The organism is Kosakonia sp. 1610, assembly GCF_050435845.1.
GTDB lineage: Bacteria > Pseudomonadota > Gammaproteobacteria > Enterobacterales > Enterobacteriaceae > Kosakonia > Kosakonia cowanii.
The window spans coordinates 182538-201950 of the sequence record NZ_JBNDKZ010000004.1; the positions used below are offsets into that span (position 1 = coordinate 182538).

The window sequence follows — 19413 nt, forward strand, 5'->3', positions numbered from 1 at the left end:
TGCAATTAACCATTCATTGTCAAGAATCCTATAATCCTCAACACTTTTATTTACATTCGTGGCCTGCCCGAAATGTAACCGATTACACTCATGTGATGCATATCACGACTTTTCGCTTATGAGTGACCTAACGTTTATCTCGATAAAATTCATAACATGAATGGAGGGCATAATGCCTGACAATAAGAAACAGAAGCATTCCAACAAGGCCATGACCTTTTTTGTCTGCTTCCTCGCAGCACTGGCAGGATTACTTTTTGGCCTGGATATTGGCGTGATTGCGGGCGCACTGCCCTTCATCACGGAAGATTTTCAAATCAGCTCGCACACTCAGGAGTGGGTGGTGAGCTCAATGATGTTTGGTGCCGCCGTCGGCGCAGTCGGCAGCGGCTGGCTCTCCTGGCGTCTCGGGCGTAAAAAGAGCCTGATGATCGGCGCGGTGCTGTTTGTTATCGGCTCTCTCTGCTCTGCCGCCGCACCGAACGTCGAGTTCCTGATCGTTTCGCGCGTGCTGCTCGGCCTGGCGGTTGGTATCGCCTCTTATACCGCTCCGCTCTACCTCTCTGAGATCGCCCCGGAAAAAATCCGCGGCAGTATGATTTCGATGTATCAGCTGATGATCACCATCGGGATTCTCGGCGCGTACCTCTCCGATACCGCCTTCAGCTACAGCGGCGCATGGCGCTGGATGCTGGGCGTGATCATCATTCCAGCGGTGCTGCTGCTGATTGGCGTCTTCTTCCTGCCGGACAGCCCGCGCTGGTTCGCCGCCAAACGCCGCTTTAACGATGCTGAGCGGGTGCTGCTGCGCCTGCGCGACACCAGCGCCGAAGCGAAAAACGAGCTGGATGAGATCCGCGAAAGCCTGAAAGTGAAGCAGACCGGCTGGGCGCTGTTTAAAGAGAACAGCAACTTCCGCCGCGCGGTCTTCCTCGGCGTACTGCTGCAAATCATGCAACAGTTCACCGGCATGAACGTCATCATGTACTACGCGCCGAAAATCTTTGAACTGGCGGGTTACACCAACACTACCGAACAGATGTGGGGAACAGTGATCGTCGGTCTGACCAACGTGCTGGCGACCTTTATCGCTATCGGCCTGGTGGATCGCTGGGGTCGTAAACCGACGCTGGTGCTGGGCTTTATGGTGATGGCCGCCGGTATGGGTATTCTCGGCACGATGCTGCATATGGGCATCCACTCGCCGTCAGCGCAGTACTTCGCTGTCGCCATGCTGCTGATGTTTATCATCGGCTTCGCCATGAGCGCCGGTCCGCTGATTTGGGTTCTCTGCTCCGAAATCCAGCCGCTGAAAGGCCGCGATTTTGGTATCACCCTCTCTACAGCCACCAACTGGATCGCCAACATGATTGTCGGCGCGACCTTCCTGACGATGCTGAACACGCTGGGCAATGCCAACACCTTCTGGGTATACGGCGGTCTGAACGTGCTGTTCATCCTCCTCACCCTGTGGCTGGTGCCGGAAACCAAACACGTTTCGCTGGAGCACATCGAGCGCAACCTGATGCGTGGCCGTCCGCTGCGTGAAATTGGTTCCCGTGACTGATTAACACCCTTCAGGCTTCCTCTGCGGAGGAAGCCTTTTTTGCTTATTGCACTCCCGTCCCGCCCATCCTATTCTCTGCAGTTATGAAAACACCCCGCCTCCCCATTGCCCTCCAGCAAGCTGTTATGCGTAGCCTGCGGGATAAACTCGCCCTCGCTAACCAGAAGCTTGAGCGTGACTACCCCGAGCCGAAGCTGGTCTACCAACAGCGCGGCACCGCCGCCGGTACGGCGTGGCTTGCCGATTACGAAATTCGCCTCAACCCGGTGCTGCTGCTGGAAAATCAGCAAGCCTTTGTTGATGAAGTGGTTCCCCATGAGCTGGCGCACCTGCTGGTGTGGAAAGAGTTCGGGCGCGTTGCGCCACACGGCAAAGAGTGGAAGTGGATGATGGAGAGCGTGCTCGGCGTACCCGCGCGGCGAACGCATCAGTTTGAACTGGAGTCGGTGCGGCGCAACACCTTCCCCTACCGCTGTAAATGCCAGCAGCATCAGTTGACCCTGCGTCGCCATAATCGGGTAGTACGCGGCGAGGCGATCTACCGCTGCGTGCGCTGCGGCGAGCCGTTAATGGCTGAAACGGCTAACTGAATCCATTAAGAAGTTTTATGCGCTAACTGATTGCATCAGGAAGCCCCTTCCGCTACGTTGCGAGCTCGTTTTGACAGGGAGTTCGCTATGTTCCGTTTTATACCTTTTCTCTTCACGTTGCTGGCAGTGCCTGCCCTGGCCGCCAACGGTATCAACAACTTTTCCCAGGCCAAAGCGGCCGGAGTGAAAGTGAATGCTGACGCGCCGGGCGATTTTTACTGCGGCTGTAAAATCATCTGGCAGGGCAAAAAAGGGGTCGTCGATCTCGCCTCCTGCGGCTATAAAGTGCGAAAAAACGAGAACCGCGCCAGCCGCATAGAGTGGGAGCATGTGATGCCCGCCTGGCAGTTCGGCCACCTGCGTCAGTGCTGGCAGGATGGCGGGCGCAAACAGTGCGCCAAAGATCCGGGCTACCGTAAGATTGAGAGCGATATGCACAACCTGCAACCCGCCGTGGGCGAGGTGAATGGCGATCGCGGTAACTTTATGTACAGCCAGTGGAACGGCGGTGAAGGGCAGTATGGCCAGTGCGAGATGAAGGTTGATTTCAAAGCAAAACTGGCTGAACCACCGGCGCGCGCACGCGGTTCGATTGCCCGCACCTACTTCTATATGCGCGATCAATACCAGCTGCCGCTCTCACGCCAGCAGACCCAGCTTTTCACCGCCTGGGATAAGCTCTATCCGGTTACTGCATGGGAGTGCACGCGCGATGAGCGTATCGCGGCCATTCAGGGCAACCATAACCCGTATGTGCAGCGCGCTTGCATGGCGCGAAAGAGCTAACCTACACTAGCGCCATTGTTAACATCCGCCCTGCCGTGCCGGGCGGTAATCTGAACGGATCTAAAACATGCGCATTCCCCGCATCCATCACCCAGAATGTATTCAGCCGGGCAGTGAAATTGCCCTCAGCGAGGATGCTGCCAACCACGTCGGCCGCGTGCTGCGTATGGGCCCGGGCCAGGCGGTGCAGCTTTTCGATGGCTCTAACCAGGTTTTCGACGCGGAAATCACCCACGCTGATAAAAAAAGCGTGCGCGTCAGCGTGCTGCGCGGCGAAGTGGACGATCGTGAATCGCCGCTGCATATTCACCTGGGCCAGGTGATGTCGCGCGGCGAAAAGATGGAATTCACCATCCAGAAATCGATCGAACTGGGCGTAAGCCTCATTACGCCACTTTTTTCTGAGCGCTGCGGCGTTAAACTGGACGCCGAACGCCTGAACAAGAAGCTGCAGCAGTGGCAAAAGATCGCCATTGCCGCCTGTGAACAGTGCGGGCGCAACCGTGTTCCGGAGATTCGCCCGGCCATGGATCTCGAAGCCTGGTGCGCCGAAGAGGAGAGCGGTCTGAAGCTCAACCTCCATCCGCGCGCCAGCCAGAGCATTAACACCTTGCCTCTGCCCGTCGAGCGCGTGCGCCTGCTGATTGGCCCGGAAGGCGGGTTATCCGCCGATGAGATCGCCATGACCGCGCGCTACCAGTTTACGGATATTTTGTTAGGTCCCCGCGTGCTACGCACCGAGACAACGGCGCTTACCGCCATCACCGCGCTTCAGGTTCGCTTCGGCGACCTGGGTTGAAAGGAGAAGCAGAATGATTAAGCTCGGCATCGTGATGGATCCCATCGCGGACATTAACATCAAGAAAGACTCCAGCTTTGCCATGCTGCTGGAAGCACAGCGCCGCGGCTACGAGCTGCACTACATGGAGATGGCCGATCTCTATCTGATTAACGGTGAAGCCCGCGCCCGCACGCGTACCCTCTCCGTCGAGCAGAACTACGACAAATGGTATGAGTTTGGCAGCGAGCAGGATATCGCGCTGGCCGATCTCGACACCGTACTGATGCGTAAAGATCCGCCGTTCGACACCGAGTATATCTACGCGACCTATATCCTTGAGCGCGCGGAAGAGAAAGGCACGCTGATCGTTAACAAACCGCAGAGCCTGCGCGACTGTAACGAAAAGCTCTTCACCGCCTGGTTCCCGGACCTGACGCCGGAAACGCTGGTCACCCGCGATAAAGCACGGCTGAAAGCCTTCTGGCAGAAGCACACCGACATTATTCTCAAGCCGCTGGACGGCATGGGCGGCACCTCGATTTTCCGCGTCAAAGAGGGCGACCCGAACCTCTCGGTTATTACCGAAACCCTGACCGAACTGGGCACGCGCTACTGCATGGCGCAGAACTATCTGCCTGCTATTAAAGAGGGCGACAAACGTGTGCTGGTAGTCGATGGCGAACCGGTGCCTTACTGCCTGGCGCGCGTGCCGCAGGGCGGTGAAACCCGTGGCAACCTGGCGGCCGGTGGTCGCGGCGAACCGCGTCCGCTGACCGAGAGCGACTGGGCGATTGCGCGTAAAGTCGCGCCGGTGCTGAAAGCCAAAGGGCTTATCTTCGTCGGTCTCGATATCATCGGCGATCGCCTGACTGAAATTAACGTCACCAGCCCGACCTGCATCCGTGAAATCGAAGCCGAATTCCCGGTCTCCATCACCGGTATGCTGATGGACGCTATCGAAAAACGTCTGGCTAAATAAGTGCCACACAGGGTGCGAGCGAGAGCCCGCGCCCTTCCCGCTTTATCTCGTGACAGCACCCTGCTTTCCCCCCATACTACGTTGTCGCTTTTTTGAACCAGGAACAGAACCTCTGACAATGAATTTACAGCATCACTTTCTTATTGCCATGCCTGCTCTCCAGGATCCCCTCTTCCGGCGCTCCGTTGTCTATATCTGCGAGCACAGCGAGGAAGGGGCGATGGGGCTTATCATCAATAAGCCGCTGGAAAACCTGACGGTAGAGGGCGTGCTTGAAAAACTGAAAATCGAGGCCGTTGAACGCGACCCGGCGATCCGTCTTGATAAACCGGTGCTGCTCGGCGGCCCGCTGGCAGAAGATCGCGGCTTTATCCTGCACACCCCACCAGGCGGTTTTGCCTCCAGCATTCGCGTCTCGGACAACACCGTGGTCACCACCTCGCGTGACGTGCTGGAGACGCTCGGCACCGGCGAACAACCCGCTGAGGTGATGGTCGCGCTGGGCTACTCGTCGTGGGATAAGGGGCAGCTTGAGGAGGAGATCCTTGATAACGCATGGCTTACCGCGCCGGCGGATCTCAATATCCTGTTCAAAACGCCCATCGCCGATCGCTGGCGCGAAGCGGCAAAGCTTATCGGCATCGATATTTCGACCATGCCGGGCGTCGCGGGGCATGCCTGATGAGTGGCACACTGCTGGCGTTTGATTTTGGCACCAAAAGCATTGGCGTTGCCATCGGGCAGCGCATTACCGGGACGGCGCGCGCGCTGACGGCGCTGAAAGCGCAGGACGGTACGCCGGAGTGGAAGCGGATCGAAAACCTGCTCAAAGAGTGGCAGCCCGAAGCGGTGGTGGTTGGTTTGCCGCTCAATATGGATGGCACGGAGCAGCTGCTCACCGCCCGCGCCCGCAACTTCGCCAATAAAATCCACGGCCGTTTTGGCGCAAAAGTGATCCTGCATGATGAACGGTTAAGCACCGTTGAAGCGCGATCCGGGCTGTTTGAACGCGGCGGATTTCGCGCCCTTGATAAAGGCAGCGTCGACTCAGCCTCGGCGGTGATTATTCTCGAAAGCTACTTCGAACTGCACCCGTAAGCCTGCCCGTTTTCCCCTCTCTTTTCTGTTAGCCGCGATCGCGTCGCGGCTTTCTGCCGATCCTTCTCACACTTTCCAGCCCCGCTTTTTGCATTCTCGCCAATGTTTCTATAAAAGAAACATTGAAGGCTATCAGGATTTCTCAGTTAAGCGCTGAGCCAGTTCGTGCAGGGCGTCTAAGCGCGCCTCAACCACCGCATCGTCAACCTGCCACAGACCGGCAAACGCGAGCGCGGCAGAGTGGGCGCCAAGGGGTTTCGCCATCGACACTTCGCCGTCGTCGTGATGCCACACCACGTGCCTCTGCGCGCGCTGCTGGGCGACATGCGGGCCAAGCTGCTGCCACTGCTCCGGTGTAAAGCGCTGTTGCAGCGCCTCATCGCTCTCCGCTGCCAGTAGCGACATGCCGATGACCGACTGCCAGGCAGGCAGCATATGGAAACCGGCCAGCGCCTGGCTCACCTGGCTACCGGGTTCAGAGTGGTAGATATAGATCACCTGATCCTCCCACAGCACGCCCATCGCCACGACGATATCTTTCGGGGCGTAGCGTTCAAGCAGCGGCAGCGCGTGGGAGAAGAGCGCCGAGCCGCGAATGGCCTGCGCCGCCAGCGCATGAATGCCGGGGCCGGGAAGGTAGCGACGCTGCGCGTCCTGCATAGTCAGGCCGATAGAGGCCATGGTCATCAATAACCGGTTTACGCGGGTGGTGTTAATGCCCATCAGACGCGACAGCTCACGACAGCCAATGGCGCGATCGCTGGAGACGAGGTACTGCAGGCAGCGAATGCCATCAATCAGACTTTGGTTCGGTTGAGAAGACATTGCAGGGTTCGCTTTTCAGTTGGCTGGAAAAAACGATTCTACCGTCAGTCAAAAAGGAAACAAGATAATGAAAATCTTTCCTCACACCGATGCCAGAGCTTTTCCGACCCGGCAGCTGCACGCCGATCTGGTCGTCGCGGGCGGCGGGCTGGCAGGGCTTTGCGCCGCGCTGGCGGCAGCGCGCGACGGTTTAGAGGTCGTGCTAATCCAGGACAGGCCGGTGCTCGGCGGCAACGCCTCCAGCGAAGTACGCCTGTGGGCAAACGGCGCGACATCGCATATGGGCAACAACAACCGCTGGGCGCGAGAAGGCGGCATTATGGGCGAGATCATGGAGGAGAACCTCTGGCGCAACAAAGAGGGCAACCCGGTGATGTTTGACCTGGTGCTGCTCGACCTTGCCAGAAGCCAGCCGGGGCTGACACTGCTGCTTAATACCGCCGTCTTTGAGGTGGAAAAAGAGGCGCAGACCATTACTCAGGTAAAAGCCTTTAACCCGATCAACGAGACGTTTTATACCGTCAGCGGCGCACAGTTTTGTGATGCCACCGGCGACGGCGTGCTCGGCTATCTGGCGGGTGCCGAATATCGCGAGGGCGCAGAAGAAGCGGAGGAACTCGGGGAAAAAATGGCACCCGGCGACAACTTTGGCCATAAACTCGGCCACTCCATCTACTTCTACACCAAGCAGACTGACGGGCCGGTTAACTTTGTTCCCCCCTCCTTCGCGCTGAAAGATATTACCGCCATCCCCCGCTATAAACGCCTCACCTCTACCCTTAACGGCTGCGATCTCTGGTGGCTTGAGTGGGGCGGGCGTCTTGATACCGTGCATGAGAGCGAAGAGATCAAATGGGAGCTGTGGAAGATCGTCTGGGGCGTGTGGGATCACATCAAAAACTCTGGCAACTTCCCGGAAGCGGACAAGATGACCATCGAGTGGGTCGGCGCGATCCCCGGCAAGCGCGAAAGCCGCCGCTTCGTTGGCGACCATCTGCTGAGCCAGCAGGATATCATTGAGCAGCGCGACCACTACGATGCCGTGGGCTACGGCGGCTGGTCGATCGATCTGCACCCTGCGGACGGCGTCTACAGCACCCATGATGGCTGCCGTCAGTTTCACAGCAAAGGCACCTACACCATCCCGTTTCGCAGCCTCTACAGCCGCTCGCTGGATAACCTGCTGCTGACCGGGCGGATTATCTCCGCGTCCCACGTCGCCTTCGGCAGCGCCCGCGTAATGTGTACCTGCGGCCTGCTCGGTGAGGTGGTGGGGCGCGCCGCCGCGCTTTGCCATGCGCGCGGTCTCACGCCGCAGGCCCTGGCCCTGGCCCTGGCCCAGCGCGAGCATATCGGCGCGCTGCAACAGCAGCTGCAGCTTAACGGCTGTTATATTCCGCGCCAGTGGCTCAACGACCCGGCGGCAGGTGCCAGCGTCAGCGCCAGCAGCGAGTACTGCCTGACGGCACTTGCGCCCAACGGCAACTGGCATCCGCTGGCAGAGAGGATGGCCCTGCTGCTGCCTGTTCCGGCGGGCCATACCGTGCCCTCCATCACCCTGCGGCTGCGGGCAAAGCGGCCAACGGAGCTGACGGTCTCCCTGCTCGGCAGCGTGCGGGCCGGCAACTTCACCCCGGATTGCCACTTTGAAGAGCAGGTGCTGAGCGTGGCTGACGAAGGCGAGCAGACCGTCACCTTCCACTGGCAGAGCGAACGCAACCAGTACGTCTTTCTCGCCTTCGGCGCCCATGAAGAGGTTGAGATCGCGCTGACCGATGCGCGCCTGCCGGGCATCATGACGGTGTTTAACAGCCTTAATGCGCGCGTTGCCAAACATACTCGCCAGATCGCCGATGGCGATTACGGCGTCGATGAATTCGACTTCTGGCTGCCTCGCCGCCACCCTTCGCAGATCATGCCCGCCCTGCGCTGCGATCCGCCGATTGCCGCCTGGAGCATGCAGAATGTGCTCAATGGCCGCCTGCGCCCTGAACAGCAGATCAACGCCTGGTCCCCGGCGCTGGATGACGCCGCGCCGGAAATTGTCTGGCGCTGGGAGAGCCCGCAGGAGATTAGCCAGCTGACGCTGGTGCAGGATAACGACTTCGATAACGCCATGGAGTCCGTACAGATGGGACACCCGCTCGCCGTCACGCCGCACTGCATTACGCACTATCGCCTGTGGGCCGACGAGTGGCTGCTGGCAGAGGTGCATGATAATCACCACTCCGTCTGTCAGCACCGTTTCACCCGCCCCGTTACGGCGAGCAGCATCAGGCTGGAGATCGTCGCTACCGCAGGCGCGCTGCCCGCCGTTTACGCGCTGCATCTTCACTAAAGACGCCCTTCGCGCACCCGCTGCTGGTGGCTCTGCGCGAAGGTCTGCATCCCCTGCTGCTGCCCGGTTTGCATCACGCCGGGCAGCTGGTGCGTTTTGCCTTCGCGGATAAGGTTCGCCACCGCCGGGGTATTAATCAGCAACTCAAATAGCGCCACGCGCCCGCCCTGCTTATCCACCTCCAGCCTCTGTGCCAGCACCGCCTGTAAACTGCCCGCCAGCTGGCTGCGCACCGGCTCCTTCTCCTGCGCCGGGAAGCTGTCCACCAGCCGCTCGACGGCCTGCGCCGCGCCGCGCGTGTGCAGGGTCGCCAGCACCAGATGCCCGGTTTCGGCGGCGGTGAGCGCCAGGCGGATCGTCTCGCTGTCGCGCAGTTCGCCTAGCAGGATCACATCCGGATCCTGGCGCAGCGCCGCGCGCAGCCCGTCGGCAAACGAGGCGCAGTGTTGCCCAATCTCGCGCTGCTGAATCAGGCTGTTGCCGCTCTGGTGCACGAACTCAATGGGATCTTCCAGCGTCACAATATGCACTCCGGTCTGCTGATTGAGGTGCTGCACCATCGCCGCAAGGGTTGTCGATTTACCACTCCCGGTCGCACCGGTGACGAGGATCAAGCCGTTCTCCCGCGCCAGCAGTTCGGGCAGCACCGCCGGAGCAGAGATATCGCTAAGCTGCGGGCAGCGCTGTGGCAACAGGCGCAGCGCTAACGAGATGCCGCCGTGACGGGCAAACGCGCCTGCGCGCAGCCGCCTGCCGCTCGCGGTGGTCAGGGCGAAATCCACCTGCCTCGACTCGCGCCACTGCTGCTGTTGCAGGGAGGTAAGCTGCCCGCTAAGCAGGGCACTGATGTCGGGCTGCTCAAAAGGCGCAGCGGTAAGCTTCCCGTGCTGTCGCCAGCGCGGTGGAGAACCACTGCACAGGTGTAGATCCGAGACATTATGCTTTACACTAAGCGCCACTATTTCTTCTATATCCATTACGCCATCCTGGAATCATGAACGATATCGCGCATAACCTGGCACAGGTCCGGGACAAAATCTCCGCCGCGGCGGCACGCTGCGGCCGGGCTTCAGAAGAAGTTACGTTACTTGCAGTGAGTAAAACTAAGCCTGCGAGCGCCGTCGCAGAAGCGATCGACGCCGGACAGCGTGCGTTTGGTGAAAACTATGTGCAGGAGGGGGTGGAGAAGATCCAGCACTTCCAGCAGGCGGGTGTCAGCGGGCTGGAGTGGCACTTTATCGGCCCGTTGCAGTCCAACAAAAGCCGTCTGGTAGCGGAGCACTTCGACTGGTGCCACACTGTCGACCGTCTGCGCATCGCCAGCCGCCTTAGCGAGCAGCGCCCGGCCACGCGCGCGCCGCTTAATGTTCTTATCCAAATCAACATCAGCGATGAGCAGAGCAAGTCCGGTATCCCCCTGAGTGAACTGGATGAGCTTGCCACGCAACTCGCTGAACTGCCGGGCATCTGCCTGCGCGGGTTGATGGCGATCCCGGCACCGGAAGCAGAGTACGAACGGCAGTTTGCCGTGGCACGGCAAATGGCTGTAGCATTTGAGGCGCTTAAAACGCGCTATTCAACGGTCGATACCCTGTCGTTGGGCATGACGGATGATATGTCCGCAGCCATCGCGGCGGGCAGTACGATGGTGCGCATTGGTACCGCCATTTTTGGTGCGCGCGATTACACAAAAAAGTAAGAGAAACTGAGGAACGCCATGAAGACGTTGACTTTCCTGCTCTCAACAGTAATTGAACTCTACACCATGGTTCTGCTGTTGCGCGTCTGGATGCAGTGGGCACGCTGTGATTTTTATAACCCTTTTTCGCAATTTGTCGTTAAAGCCACCCAGCCGATTGTCGGGCCGCTGCGCCGCATTATCCCGGCGATGGGGCCGCTGGACAGCGCCTCGCTGCTGGTCGCTTTTGTGCTGAGTTTTATCAAGGCGATCGTGCTGTTTATGGTGGTCACCTTGCAGCCGATTATCTGGATATCCGCCCTGCTTATTCTGGTCAAAACCATTGGCCTGATGATTTTCTGGGTGCTGCTGGTAATGGCAATCATGAGCTGGGTCAGCCAGGGCCGCAGCCCGGTTGAGTACGCACTGGTTCAGCTGACCGAGCCGCTGCTGCGCCCGATCCGCAACCTGCTGCCGGCAATGGGCGGCATCGACTTCTCGCCGATGATCCTCGTGCTGCTGCTCTATGTACTCAATATGGGGATTGCCGAACTGCTGCAATCCACCGGTAATATGCTGCTGCCGGGGCTGTGGATGGCACTATGAGTGCCGTTGTATCCTCTCAGGACGGGCTGGTTTTACGGCTTTATATTCAGCCGAAAGCCAGCCGCGACGCGATTATCGGTTTGCATGGCGACGAAGTAAAAGTCGCCATCACCGCCCCGCCAGTGGATGGCCAGGCCAATGCGCACCTGGTGAAATTTCTCGCTAAACAATTCCGCGTCGCGAAAAGCCAGGTGCTGATCGAAAAGGGCGAACTGGGCCGCCATAAACAGATTAAAATCGTTCATCCGCAACAGATCCCGACAGAAGTCGCGGCGCTGATAAATTAGGATCCGCTATGCAAAAAGTTGTCCTCGCCACCGGTAACGCCGGTAAAGTGCGCGAGCTTGCCTCGCTGCTCAATGATTTCGGTCTCGATGTGGTCGCACAAACCGAGCTGGGCGTCGAATCCGTTGAAGAGACTGGGCTGACCTTTATTGAAAATGCCATTCTGAAAGCCCGCCATGCGGCAAAAGTGACCGGCTTACCCGCCATTGCCGATGATTCAGGGCTGGCAGTCGATGCGCTGGGCGGCGCGCCGGGGATCTACTCCGCACGCTACGCAGGCCTTGAAGCCAGCGATCAACAGAACCTGGAAAAACTGCTTGATGCGCTGCAAAACGTGCCGGACGGCGAGCGCCAGGCGCAGTTCCACTGTGTGCTGGTCTATATGCGCCATGCCGACGATCCGACGCCGCTGGTGTGCCACGGAAGCTGGCCTGGCGTGATTGCCCGCGCGCCTGCGGGCAGCGGCGGCTTTGGTTACGACCCTATCTTTTTCGTCCCCTCCGAAGGCAAAACCGCCGCGGAGCTGACACGCGACGAGAAGCGCGCCCTCTCCCATCGCGGTCAGGCGTTAACCCTGTTACTGGAAGCAATGCGTAATGGCTGATTTGCCGCCTCTGAGTCTCTATATTCACATTCCCTGGTGCGTGCAGAAGTGCCCCTACTGCGACTTCAACTCTCACGCGCTGAAGGGCGAAGTGCCGCACGACGACTATGTCCAGCATCTGCTTGCGGATCTGGATCGTGACGCCGCCTACGCCCAGGGACGGGAAATAAAGACCATCTTTATCGGCGGCGGTACGCCAAGCCTGCTCTCCGGCCCGGCAATGCAGACTCTGCTCGATGGCGTTCGCGCGCGTCTGCCGCTGGCCAGTGATGCGGAAATTACCATGGAGGCGAATCCGGGCACCGTTGAGGCTGACCGCTTCGCCGACTACCAGCGCGCTGGCGTTAACCGTATCTCGATAGGCGTGCAGAGTTTCAGTGAAACCAAGTTGCAGCGTCTCGGGCGTATTCACGGCCCGGAAGAAGCTAAACGTGCGGCACGCCTTGCGAGCGGGCTGGGGCTGCGCAGTTTCAACCTCGATTTAATGCACGGCTTGCCGGATCAATCCGTTGAGGAAGCGCTCGACGATCTGCGCCAGGCCATCGCCTTAAATCCACCGCATCTGTCGTGGTATCAGCTCACCATCGAACCCAATACGCTCTTCAGCTCGCGCCCGCCGGTGCTGCCGGATGACGACGCGCTGTGGGATATCTTCGAGCAGGGGCATCAGATCCTGACAGCTGCCGGTTATCAGCAGTATGAAACCTCGGCCTATGCCAAACCGGGTTATCAGTGCCAGCACAACCTGAACTACTGGCGCTTTGGCGACTACCTCGGAATCGGCTGCGGCGCGCACGGCAAAGTGACCTTCGCGGACGGACGCATTTTGCGTACGGCGAAAACGCGCCATCCACGCGGCTATATGCAGGGAAATTACCTTGATAAGCAGCATGATGTTGAAAAGCAGGATAAGCCGTTCGAGTTCTTTATGAACCGGTTCCGCCTGCTGGAACCGGCGCCGCGGGCAGAGTTTTCCGCGTATACCGGTCTGGATGAAGCGACCATCCGCCCGCAAATTGAGCAGGCGCTGGCGCTCAATTATCTGACCGAGAACGCAACGCACTGGCAGATAACCGAGCACGGTAAGCTGTTTCTCAATTCACTGCTTGAGTTGTTTCTTAGCGAATAACGTGAAGTGAGAGATAAAAATAAGGGGAAATATTATTTCCCCTTATTTATTTTAGCGGCGTGATTATTTAAAGAGTAGTATTACAGCAACTTCCGCTGGTGCATCCCGTGGCGCAATAAAACGATGCCAGAGGATATAATGCCACCAAGAATAACGGCCAACGCCATGATAATCGCTTTCCCCGGGCCATCTTTTTTCATCGGCAGCGACGGCGAGAGTTGATATTTGAAGGGAGAAAACTCCACATCTTTAATATCAACTTTTTGCAGCTGCGCCAGAGTGTATTCACGGTTGCGAAAATCGGCATTCAGCTCGGTAAAATCTTTCATCGACTGCTCAATGCGCAGTTTTTCAGAGATACCGTCTGCACCCAGCGCGATAGAGAAGTCCGGGTCATCCTGTACCGCCTGGCCATTGCTATAGACCGGGCGTTTGATGCCCGCGGCATTCGCTACTTCAAGGGAGTAGTTCAGGCGCTTCACATTCGCATCATGCTTTGTAGCAATTCGGGCACGATCCATCTCCAGCACGTTCTTTTCAAAGTTCTTCTTCAACTCAACATCATTACGCAGCGTTGCCAGCGTCTCGTTGACTACTTTGGCAGAAATGAAATCGATGTAGCCTTTCAGCACCTGCTGGGCTTCTGTCGCCGTCGGCGCAGTGAAGCTGAGCGTCCAGGAAGCGTACGGCGTATTATCAGCACTCGCCAGTTTGGCGTTATTGGTCGCTTTGATCTTCTGCGTCAACAGCGTCAGCGCACGGCGCAGTTCATCCTGATCGATATTGTTCTCTTCCAGCTTGCCCAGCACCAACGGCGAGTTGGCAAGGAACTCCTCTTTTAATGATTGAGAAGAGAATTTTTTCAGGAACAGGTGGTAAACATCATCCTGTGAAATAGTGGTTTTTACATCCAGAACCTGCAGCGTCATGAGCGCTCGTTGCAGCTCAGCCCACTGGATTCGCTCTGCCGGCGTAATCTCCGCCTGGCTGGTCCACTTTTGCGGGAGTAAGGCGGTGATAAAGAATGCGCAAACGGCAAACAACACAACTGTACCGGTAATAAGTTTCTTGCCTCGCCATAACAGGCTCAGCAAATAGAGCAGATCGATCTCATTATTTTTAAACGAAAGCGCGGGCTCTTCATAAAATGAAGCGTCGCCTTTCGGCTGTATGTTTATTGATGACATAGGAGTATTTATGAAGAAATCATATCCGTGATTTGAGACGGCGATATTAGCATCAACAAGAACATTCTGAAAGTATACAAGTTATGGACAATTCAGATAATTGATTAATTACTTAAGTAAAACCCCAAATTCTGGTAGGGGTTATCTGCGAATTGCTACTTGCTTTTGTGGGCAATAATTTATAAAGGAGAATAATCAGCAGAGCCTGACAAACCAATTAAATAAAAGATACGAGTTTGTTATTTAATCGTCAGAAATAAGGGAAAGAGCGTAACAACATATTCAATACGAATAAGGCCTTTCATCGATGACAAAAGGCCATGGTACAGAGTTACTTCAGGGAGGAAGTTAACGCTTTGCGGCTCTCTTCGAGAGAAACCACGCGCTGGCAGACATCTTTGCCAAACTGCTGGAAGTCAGCTTCCTGATTTTTCCATTCGTTCTGGATAGAGGTTTGTAAGCCGCCGAGATTGCCGAGCACATTCTGCAACGGATTGCCGCCGCTCTTCATCACCGCTTTCGCGCCCATTTCGTTAATGCTGTCCTGCAGAATGCCGCCCATCGCCTGGTTGACTAACTGCTGACCGTCGGCGCGAACCTGTTCAATCGCCTTGTAATGGAACGTCAGGCCGTCGCTGCGATGCTCGATAATACGATTCATCTGCTCTTTGAGCTGCGCGTCGAGTTTGGTGAGGCGGTTACGCATGCTGCTGCTCTCCCCCACCTCTTTGACGATGATCTTATCCAGCGCAATGCGGTTTTTCTCCACGCGGGTCAGCGCGCCGTTGTCGATCCACGGCAGGGCGCTGCGTAACTCAGCCTGGTAATCTTTCGCCTGCTCGCGCTGTGCGGCGCTAAGGGAGGGCTGTTTGCCGTTAAACATCACATTGCCCTCTGGCGTGATCACCAGATTGCCGTTTTCGCCCTTCACCTGCACGGTTTGCGGGCTGATAATCACATCGTCGCGCGGCGTGACGCTGCACTGATAATCTGCCTGCGCCGCGAAAGCTGTAAGGGTGAGCGTTGCCGCCAGCAGCGTTTTACGCATTCTATTAACTCCTGTAGAGACAAAATGGGCCAGCAGATGCTGGCCCTTATGTTTGTTTAGTCCCACCAGACGTCGAAAAGTTCGCTGGTGCGTACCGCTTCGAGCTTCTGCTCCTCCAGCCACTTACGCACAAGGGCCTGATGCTCTTCGGTGCATTTGCCAATCTCTTGCAGGCAGATTAACCCTTCCCACGCCAGATAGCCGCTGCCATCAAACGCCAGTTTATTCGGCGCAATCACCTGCTTAATGAAGTTATCAACGGTGCTGTCGATCTGCTCTTCGGTGGTACCTTCCGGGAAACGCCACGCGACGGAGAAACCCACTTCCTGGAATTCGTCGATATGCATTTTTTTACGCAAGCGACGGCTGCGGTTCTTTGCCATTATTTCACCCTCTCGAACATTAAGTCCCATACACCGTGACCAAGACGATGGCCACGCTGTTCAAATTTCGTTACCGGGCGCGATTCCGGGCGCGGCACATAGTCGTTGCTGGCCGACAGGTTCTTATACCCGTCGATGGAGTTCATCACCTCCAGCATATGTTCTGCATAGGCTTCCCAGTCGGTCGCCATATGGAATACGCCGCCCAGCTTGAGCTTGCTCTTCACCAGCTCGGCAAAGGGTACCTGCACAATGCGGCGCTTATTATGACGCGCTTTGTGCCACGGGTCCGGGAAAAAGAGTTGCACCATGTTTAAGGAGTTATCCGGAATCATCGTGTGCAGCACTTCTACCGCGTCATGGCACATTACGCGCAGGTTCTCGACGCCCTCTTCGTGCGCAGAAGAGAGGCAGGCACCGACGCCCGGCGAGTGTACTTCAATGCCGAGGAAATCCTGCTCCGGGCGGGTTTTCGCCATTTCGACCAGCGAAGCACCCATGCCAAAACCGATCTCCAGCGTCACCGGTGCGGTGCGACCAAACAGGGCGGTAAAATCGAGCGGCTGTTCGGTAAACTCAACGCCCATCACCGGCCAGTAATTGTCCAGCGCATGCTGCTGACCCTTCGTCAGACGCCCCTGGCGACGGACAAAGCTACGAATGCGGCGCAGCGGGCGGCCATTTTCATCAAATTCCGGTGAAATGACGTCGTTATTCATAAAGTTTTCTGCTCGTGAGAGTGTTCAGGAAACGGGCATTATCCAAAGTTCATGGCATGATGCAAGCACCGGAAAGTTCCGGTTTACAGTGCAACGCCGCTGTGCTGCAATCTTCGCCCCTGATAAAGCGATTCTGGTGACCATGCAAGCGTCTCAATTCTCAGCCCAGGTTCTGGACTGGTACGACAAATTTGGGCGGAAAACCCTGCCCTGGCAAATTGAAAAGACGCCCTACAAAGTATGGCTGTCAGAAGTGATGTTGCAACAAACCCAGGTCACAACGGTGATCCCCTATTTTGAGCGCTTTATGGCGCGCTTCCCGACGGTGAGTGATTTAGCCAACGCGCCGCTGGATGAAGTGCTGCATCTGTGGACCGGGCTCGGTTACTACGCCCGCGCACGCAATCTGCATAAAGCCGCGCAGCAGATCGCCACGCTGCACAATGGCCGTTTTCCTGAAACCTTCGAAGAAGTTGCCGCGCTGCCAGGCGTTGGCCGCTCGACGGCGGGTGCCATTCTCTCTTTATCCCTCGGTAAACACTTTCCAATTCTCGATGGCAACGTTAAGCGCGTGCTGGCCCGCTGTTATGCGGTGGCCGGCTGGCCGGGGAAAAAAGAGGTGGAGAAACGGCTGTGGGAGATAAGCGAGCAGGTAACACCGGCGAAAGGCGTCGAGCGCTTTAACCAGGCGATGATGGATCTTGGTGCCATGGTCTGCACCCGCTCAAAACCGAAGTGCGAACTCTGCCCGCTGCAAAGCGGTTGTATCGCTTACGCCACGCATAGCTGGAGCAGCTATCCGGGTAAAAAACCGAAGCAGATCCTGCCCGAGCGCACCGGTTATCTGCTGCTGATGGAGCATGAAGGCACGGTTTACCTTGAACAGCGCCCGCCGAGCGGGCTGTGGGGCGGCCTCTTCTGTTTCCCGCAGTTTAGTGATGAAGCAGCGCTGCGCGACTGGCTGGCGCAAAAAGGGATTAGCGCAGATACTCTCAGCCAACTTGTCGCGTTTCGCCACACTTTTAGCCATTTCCACCTCGATATTGTGCCGATGTGGCTTCCTGTGTCTTCCGTTGCCGCGTGCATGGATGAAGGTGCAGGTCTTTGGTATAACTTAGCGCAACCGCCATCCGTCGGTCTGGCGGCTCCGGTGGAACGCCTGATACAGCAATTACGCGCCGAAGCGGCATCTTAGCGGCGCGCAAAAAGAGGAATGATTATGAGCAGAACCATTTTTTGTACCTTCCTGCAACGCGAAGCGGAAGGGCAAGACTTCCAGCTCTATCCGGGCGACCTGGGTAAACGCATTTATAACGAGATCTCGAAAGAGGCCTGGAAGCAGTGGCAGCAGAAGCAGACGATGCTGATCAATGAGAAGAAACTCAACATGATGAACGTCGAGCACCGCAAATTGCTGGAAGAGGAGATGGTCAATTTCCTGTTTGAAGGCAAAGACGTGCACATTGAAGGCTACACGCCACAAGAAAAAAAATAGGCGTCGTGGTTTAAACCCGCCGGCAGTGCCATAAATCCAGGGAAGGCATTGCCGGTTCGCGAGCGTCTCAGGCGCTGTAATCAAACACAACTGCATCCGGAATGATGAAAAAATTTTTAGCGCTAGCGATGATCGCGCCGTTGCTGATCTCTTGTTCCAGCTCTAATAAATCCGGCGAAGACTACAACGAAGCCTGGATCAAAGACACCAACGGTTTTGACATTTTGATGGGCCAGTTCGCCCACAATATTGAGAATTTATGGGGCTTTAACGAAGTACTGATCGCAGGCCCAAAGGATTACGTTAAGTATACCGATCAGTACCAGACGCGAAGCCACATCAACTTTGATGAAGGGACGATTACTGTCGAAACCATCTCGGCGACCGATCCGGCGGCGCACCTGCGCGCGGCGATCGTTAAAACGCTGCTGATGGGCGACGATCCCGGCTCTATCGATCTCTACTCCGATACCGACGATATCACCATCTCCAAACAGCCTTTCCTCTATGGTCAGGTGCTGGATAACAACGGCGAAGCGATTCGCTGGCAGTGGCGCGCGGAAAAATATGCCGACTATCTGCTGCAAACGCGGCTGAAAACCCGCACCAGCGGCATCCGTGTGATCTCCAGCATCACCATTAACCTGGTGCCGAACCACCTCGATAAACGTGCGCATAAATATATGGGCATGGTGCGCAAAGCGTCGCATAAGTATGGCGTTGAGGAGTCGCTGATTCTGGCGATTATGCAGACGGAATCCTCCTTCAACCCCTATGCGGTGAGCCGCTCCGACGCGCTCGGTTTGATGCAGGTGGTGCAGCACAGCGCCGGGAAAGATGTCTTCCGCGCTCAGGGGAAATCCGGTACGCCGGACCGCAGCTATCTCTTCGATCCGCAGAGCAATATTGATACCGGCACCGCTTACCTGGCGATGCTGAACAATGTCTATCTTGGCGGTATCAGCAACCCGACCTCACGGCGCTATGCGGTGATCACTGCCTATAACGGCGGTGCGGGCAGCGTGCTGCGCGTCTTCTCGGCGGATAAAGTGCAGGCGGCGAATATCATCAATACCATGTCGCCGGGCGATGTGTATGAAACGCTTACCACGCGCCACCCTTCTGCTGAGTCACGCCGCTATCTCTACAAAGTGAACGCCGCGCAGAAAACCTACCGTCGTAATTAACGCCCCTTGTGGTTTATGCCCTTTTACCTTTGCAGGTAAAAGGGCATAAGCCCGCCTTCTGGCCCTCGCAATCGGTTGCGTAAAAGCGTGATCAAGATCACTTAATAAGAATGCAATCAGACGAAGAT

22 protein-coding genes are annotated in these 19413 nt (G+C 57.0%); 16 read left to right on the forward strand and 6 right to left on the reverse strand.

Annotation, left to right across the window (positions count from 1 at the left end):
• Positions 1–172: 172 nt before the first annotated feature.
• The 7 genes from ABIC80_RS13950 (at position 173) to ruvX (ending at position 5801) form a co-directional block, all read left to right on the forward strand.
• Entirely contained in the window at positions 173–1567 is a 1395-nt protein-coding gene (locus tag ABIC80_RS13950; protein WP_076769185.1) for a sugar porter family MFS transporter, read from the forward strand.
• A gap of 83 nt (positions 1568–1650) precedes the next feature.
• Positions 1651–2157, forward strand: a complete 507-nt coding sequence (locus ABIC80_RS13955; protein WP_429177531.1) for a SprT family zinc-dependent metalloprotease — start codon at positions 1651–1653, stop codon at positions 2155–2157.
• 87 nt (positions 2158–2244) lie between these two features.
• Positions 2245–2943, forward strand: a complete 699-nt coding sequence (gene endA, locus ABIC80_RS13960) for a deoxyribonuclease I (RefSeq protein WP_042713585.1) — start codon at positions 2245–2247, stop codon at positions 2941–2943.
• Positions 2944–3010: 67 nt separating this feature from the next.
• Positions 3011–3742 (forward strand): 16S rRNA (uracil(1498)-N(3))-methyltransferase, encoded by a 732-nt coding sequence (gene rsmE, locus ABIC80_RS13965; RefSeq protein ID WP_042713583.1) that lies wholly within the window; start codon positions 3011–3013, stop codon positions 3740–3742.
• A gap of 13 nt (positions 3743–3755) precedes the next feature.
• Positions 3756–4703, forward strand: a complete 948-nt coding sequence (gene gshB / locus ABIC80_RS13970) for a glutathione synthase (RefSeq protein ID WP_042713582.1) — start codon at positions 3756–3758, stop codon at positions 4701–4703.
• A gap of 118 nt (positions 4704–4821) precedes the next feature.
• On the forward strand, positions 4822–5385 hold the full coding sequence (locus tag ABIC80_RS13975) for a YqgE/AlgH family protein (RefSeq protein WP_023480870.1): 564 nt from the start codon (positions 4822–4824) through the stop codon (positions 5383–5385).
• Positions 5385–5801: a Holliday junction resolvase RuvX gene (ruvX, locus tag ABIC80_RS13980; RefSeq protein ID WP_023480823.1), complete on the forward strand. Its 417-nt coding sequence runs from the start codon at positions 5385–5387 to the stop codon at positions 5799–5801. The genes ABIC80_RS13975 and ruvX overlap by 1 nt, the downstream gene beginning before the upstream one ends.
• Positions 5802–5933: 132 nt before the next feature.
• Here ruvX and ABIC80_RS13985 read toward each other — a convergent pair whose 3' ends face one another.
• A complete protein-coding gene (locus tag ABIC80_RS13985; RefSeq protein ID WP_429177533.1) occupies positions 5934–6626 on the reverse strand; it encodes an IclR family transcriptional regulator domain-containing protein in 693 nt (230 codons plus the stop codon).
• A 67-nt stretch (positions 6627–6693) separates the two neighbouring features.
• Between ABIC80_RS13985 and ABIC80_RS13990 the strand changes: the two genes are divergently transcribed.
• The gene (locus ABIC80_RS13990; RefSeq protein WP_429177535.1) at positions 6694–8964 is read left to right on the forward strand and encodes an FAD-dependent oxidoreductase; all 2271 of its coding nucleotides are present in this window, start codon (positions 6694–6696) and stop codon (positions 8962–8964) included.
• Here ABIC80_RS13990 and ABIC80_RS13995 read toward each other — a convergent pair.
• Positions 8961–9941: a type IV pilus twitching motility protein PilT gene (locus ABIC80_RS13995; RefSeq protein WP_305207530.1), complete on the reverse strand. Its 981-nt coding sequence runs from the start codon at positions 9939–9941 to the stop codon at positions 8961–8963. The genes ABIC80_RS13990 and ABIC80_RS13995 overlap by 4 nt on opposite strands.
• Positions 9942–9958: 17 nt before the next feature.
• On the opposite strand from ABIC80_RS13995, the gene ABIC80_RS14000 reads away from it, so the two are divergent.
• Genes ABIC80_RS14000 through hemW form a run of 5 tightly spaced genes read left to right on the forward strand, consistent with a single transcriptional unit; the run spans position 9959 to position 13266 of the window.
• On the forward strand, positions 9959–10663 hold the full coding sequence (locus ABIC80_RS14000) for a YggS family pyridoxal phosphate-dependent enzyme (protein ID WP_312277525.1): 705 nt from the start codon (positions 9959–9961) through the stop codon (positions 10661–10663).
• 18 nt (positions 10664–10681) lie between these two features.
• The gene (locus ABIC80_RS14005) at positions 10682–11248 is read left to right on the forward strand and encodes a YggT family protein (protein ID WP_094422044.1); all 567 of its coding nucleotides are present in this window, start codon (positions 10682–10684) and stop codon (positions 11246–11248) included.
• A complete protein-coding gene (gene yggU / locus ABIC80_RS14010) occupies positions 11245–11535 on the forward strand; it encodes a DUF167 family protein YggU (RefSeq protein WP_042713571.1) in 291 nt (96 codons plus the stop codon). The genes ABIC80_RS14005 and yggU overlap by 4 nt, the downstream gene beginning before the upstream one ends.
• Positions 11536–11543: 8 nt before the next feature.
• Positions 11544–12137, forward strand: coding sequence for an XTP/dITP diphosphatase (locus ABIC80_RS14015; protein WP_200134936.1), 594 nt, complete (start codon positions 11544–11546; stop codon positions 12135–12137).
• Positions 12130–13266 carry a radical SAM family heme chaperone HemW gene (hemW, locus tag ABIC80_RS14020; protein ID WP_429177537.1) on the forward strand — a complete coding sequence of 379 codons (1137 nt, stop codon included), beginning with the start codon at positions 12130–12132 and terminating at the stop codon, positions 13264–13266. Before ABIC80_RS14015 ends, hemW begins: the two co-directional genes overlap by 8 nt.
• Before the next feature lie 80 nt (positions 13267–13346).
• Here the strand turns inward: hemW and wzz(fepE) are convergent, their stop codons facing one another.
• The 4 genes from wzz(fepE) to trmB form a co-directional block, all read right to left on the reverse strand.
• The gene (gene wzz(fepE) / locus ABIC80_RS14025; protein WP_429177539.1) at positions 13347–14453 is read right to left on the reverse strand and encodes an LPS O-antigen length regulator Wzz(fepE); all 1107 of its coding nucleotides are present in this window, start codon (positions 14451–14453) and stop codon (positions 13347–13349) included.
• Positions 14454–14784: 331 nt separating this feature from the next.
• A complete protein-coding gene (locus tag ABIC80_RS14030; RefSeq protein WP_023480977.1) occupies positions 14785–15501 on the reverse strand; it encodes a DUF2884 domain-containing protein in 717 nt (238 codons plus the stop codon).
• Between the two features lie 56 nt (positions 15502–15557).
• Positions 15558–15884, reverse strand: a complete 327-nt coding sequence (locus ABIC80_RS14035; protein WP_023480838.1) for a YggL family protein — start codon at positions 15882–15884, stop codon at positions 15558–15560.
• The gene (gene trmB / locus ABIC80_RS14040; protein ID WP_200579621.1) at positions 15884–16603 is read right to left on the reverse strand and encodes a tRNA (guanosine(46)-N7)-methyltransferase TrmB; all 720 of its coding nucleotides are present in this window, start codon (positions 16601–16603) and stop codon (positions 15884–15886) included. The genes ABIC80_RS14035 and trmB overlap by 1 nt, the downstream gene beginning before the upstream one ends.
• A 142-nt stretch (positions 16604–16745) precedes the next feature.
• On the opposite strand from trmB, the gene mutY reads away from it, so the two are divergent.
• The 3 genes from mutY (at position 16746) to mltC (ending at position 19285) form a co-directional block, all read left to right on the forward strand.
• Entirely contained in the window at positions 16746–17798 is a 1053-nt protein-coding gene (mutY, locus tag ABIC80_RS14045; RefSeq protein ID WP_429177541.1) for an A/G-specific adenine glycosylase, read from the forward strand.
• A 24-nt stretch (positions 17799–17822) separates the two neighbouring features.
• Positions 17823–18098: an oxidative damage protection protein gene (locus ABIC80_RS14050; RefSeq protein WP_020455176.1), complete on the forward strand. Its 276-nt coding sequence runs from the start codon at positions 17823–17825 to the stop codon at positions 18096–18098.
• A gap of 104 nt (positions 18099–18202) precedes the next feature.
• Positions 18203–19285, forward strand: a complete 1083-nt coding sequence (gene mltC, locus ABIC80_RS14055) for a membrane-bound lytic murein transglycosylase MltC (protein ID WP_042713600.1) — start codon at positions 18203–18205, stop codon at positions 19283–19285.
• The last annotated feature ends 128 nt before the right edge of the window (positions 19286–19413 follow it).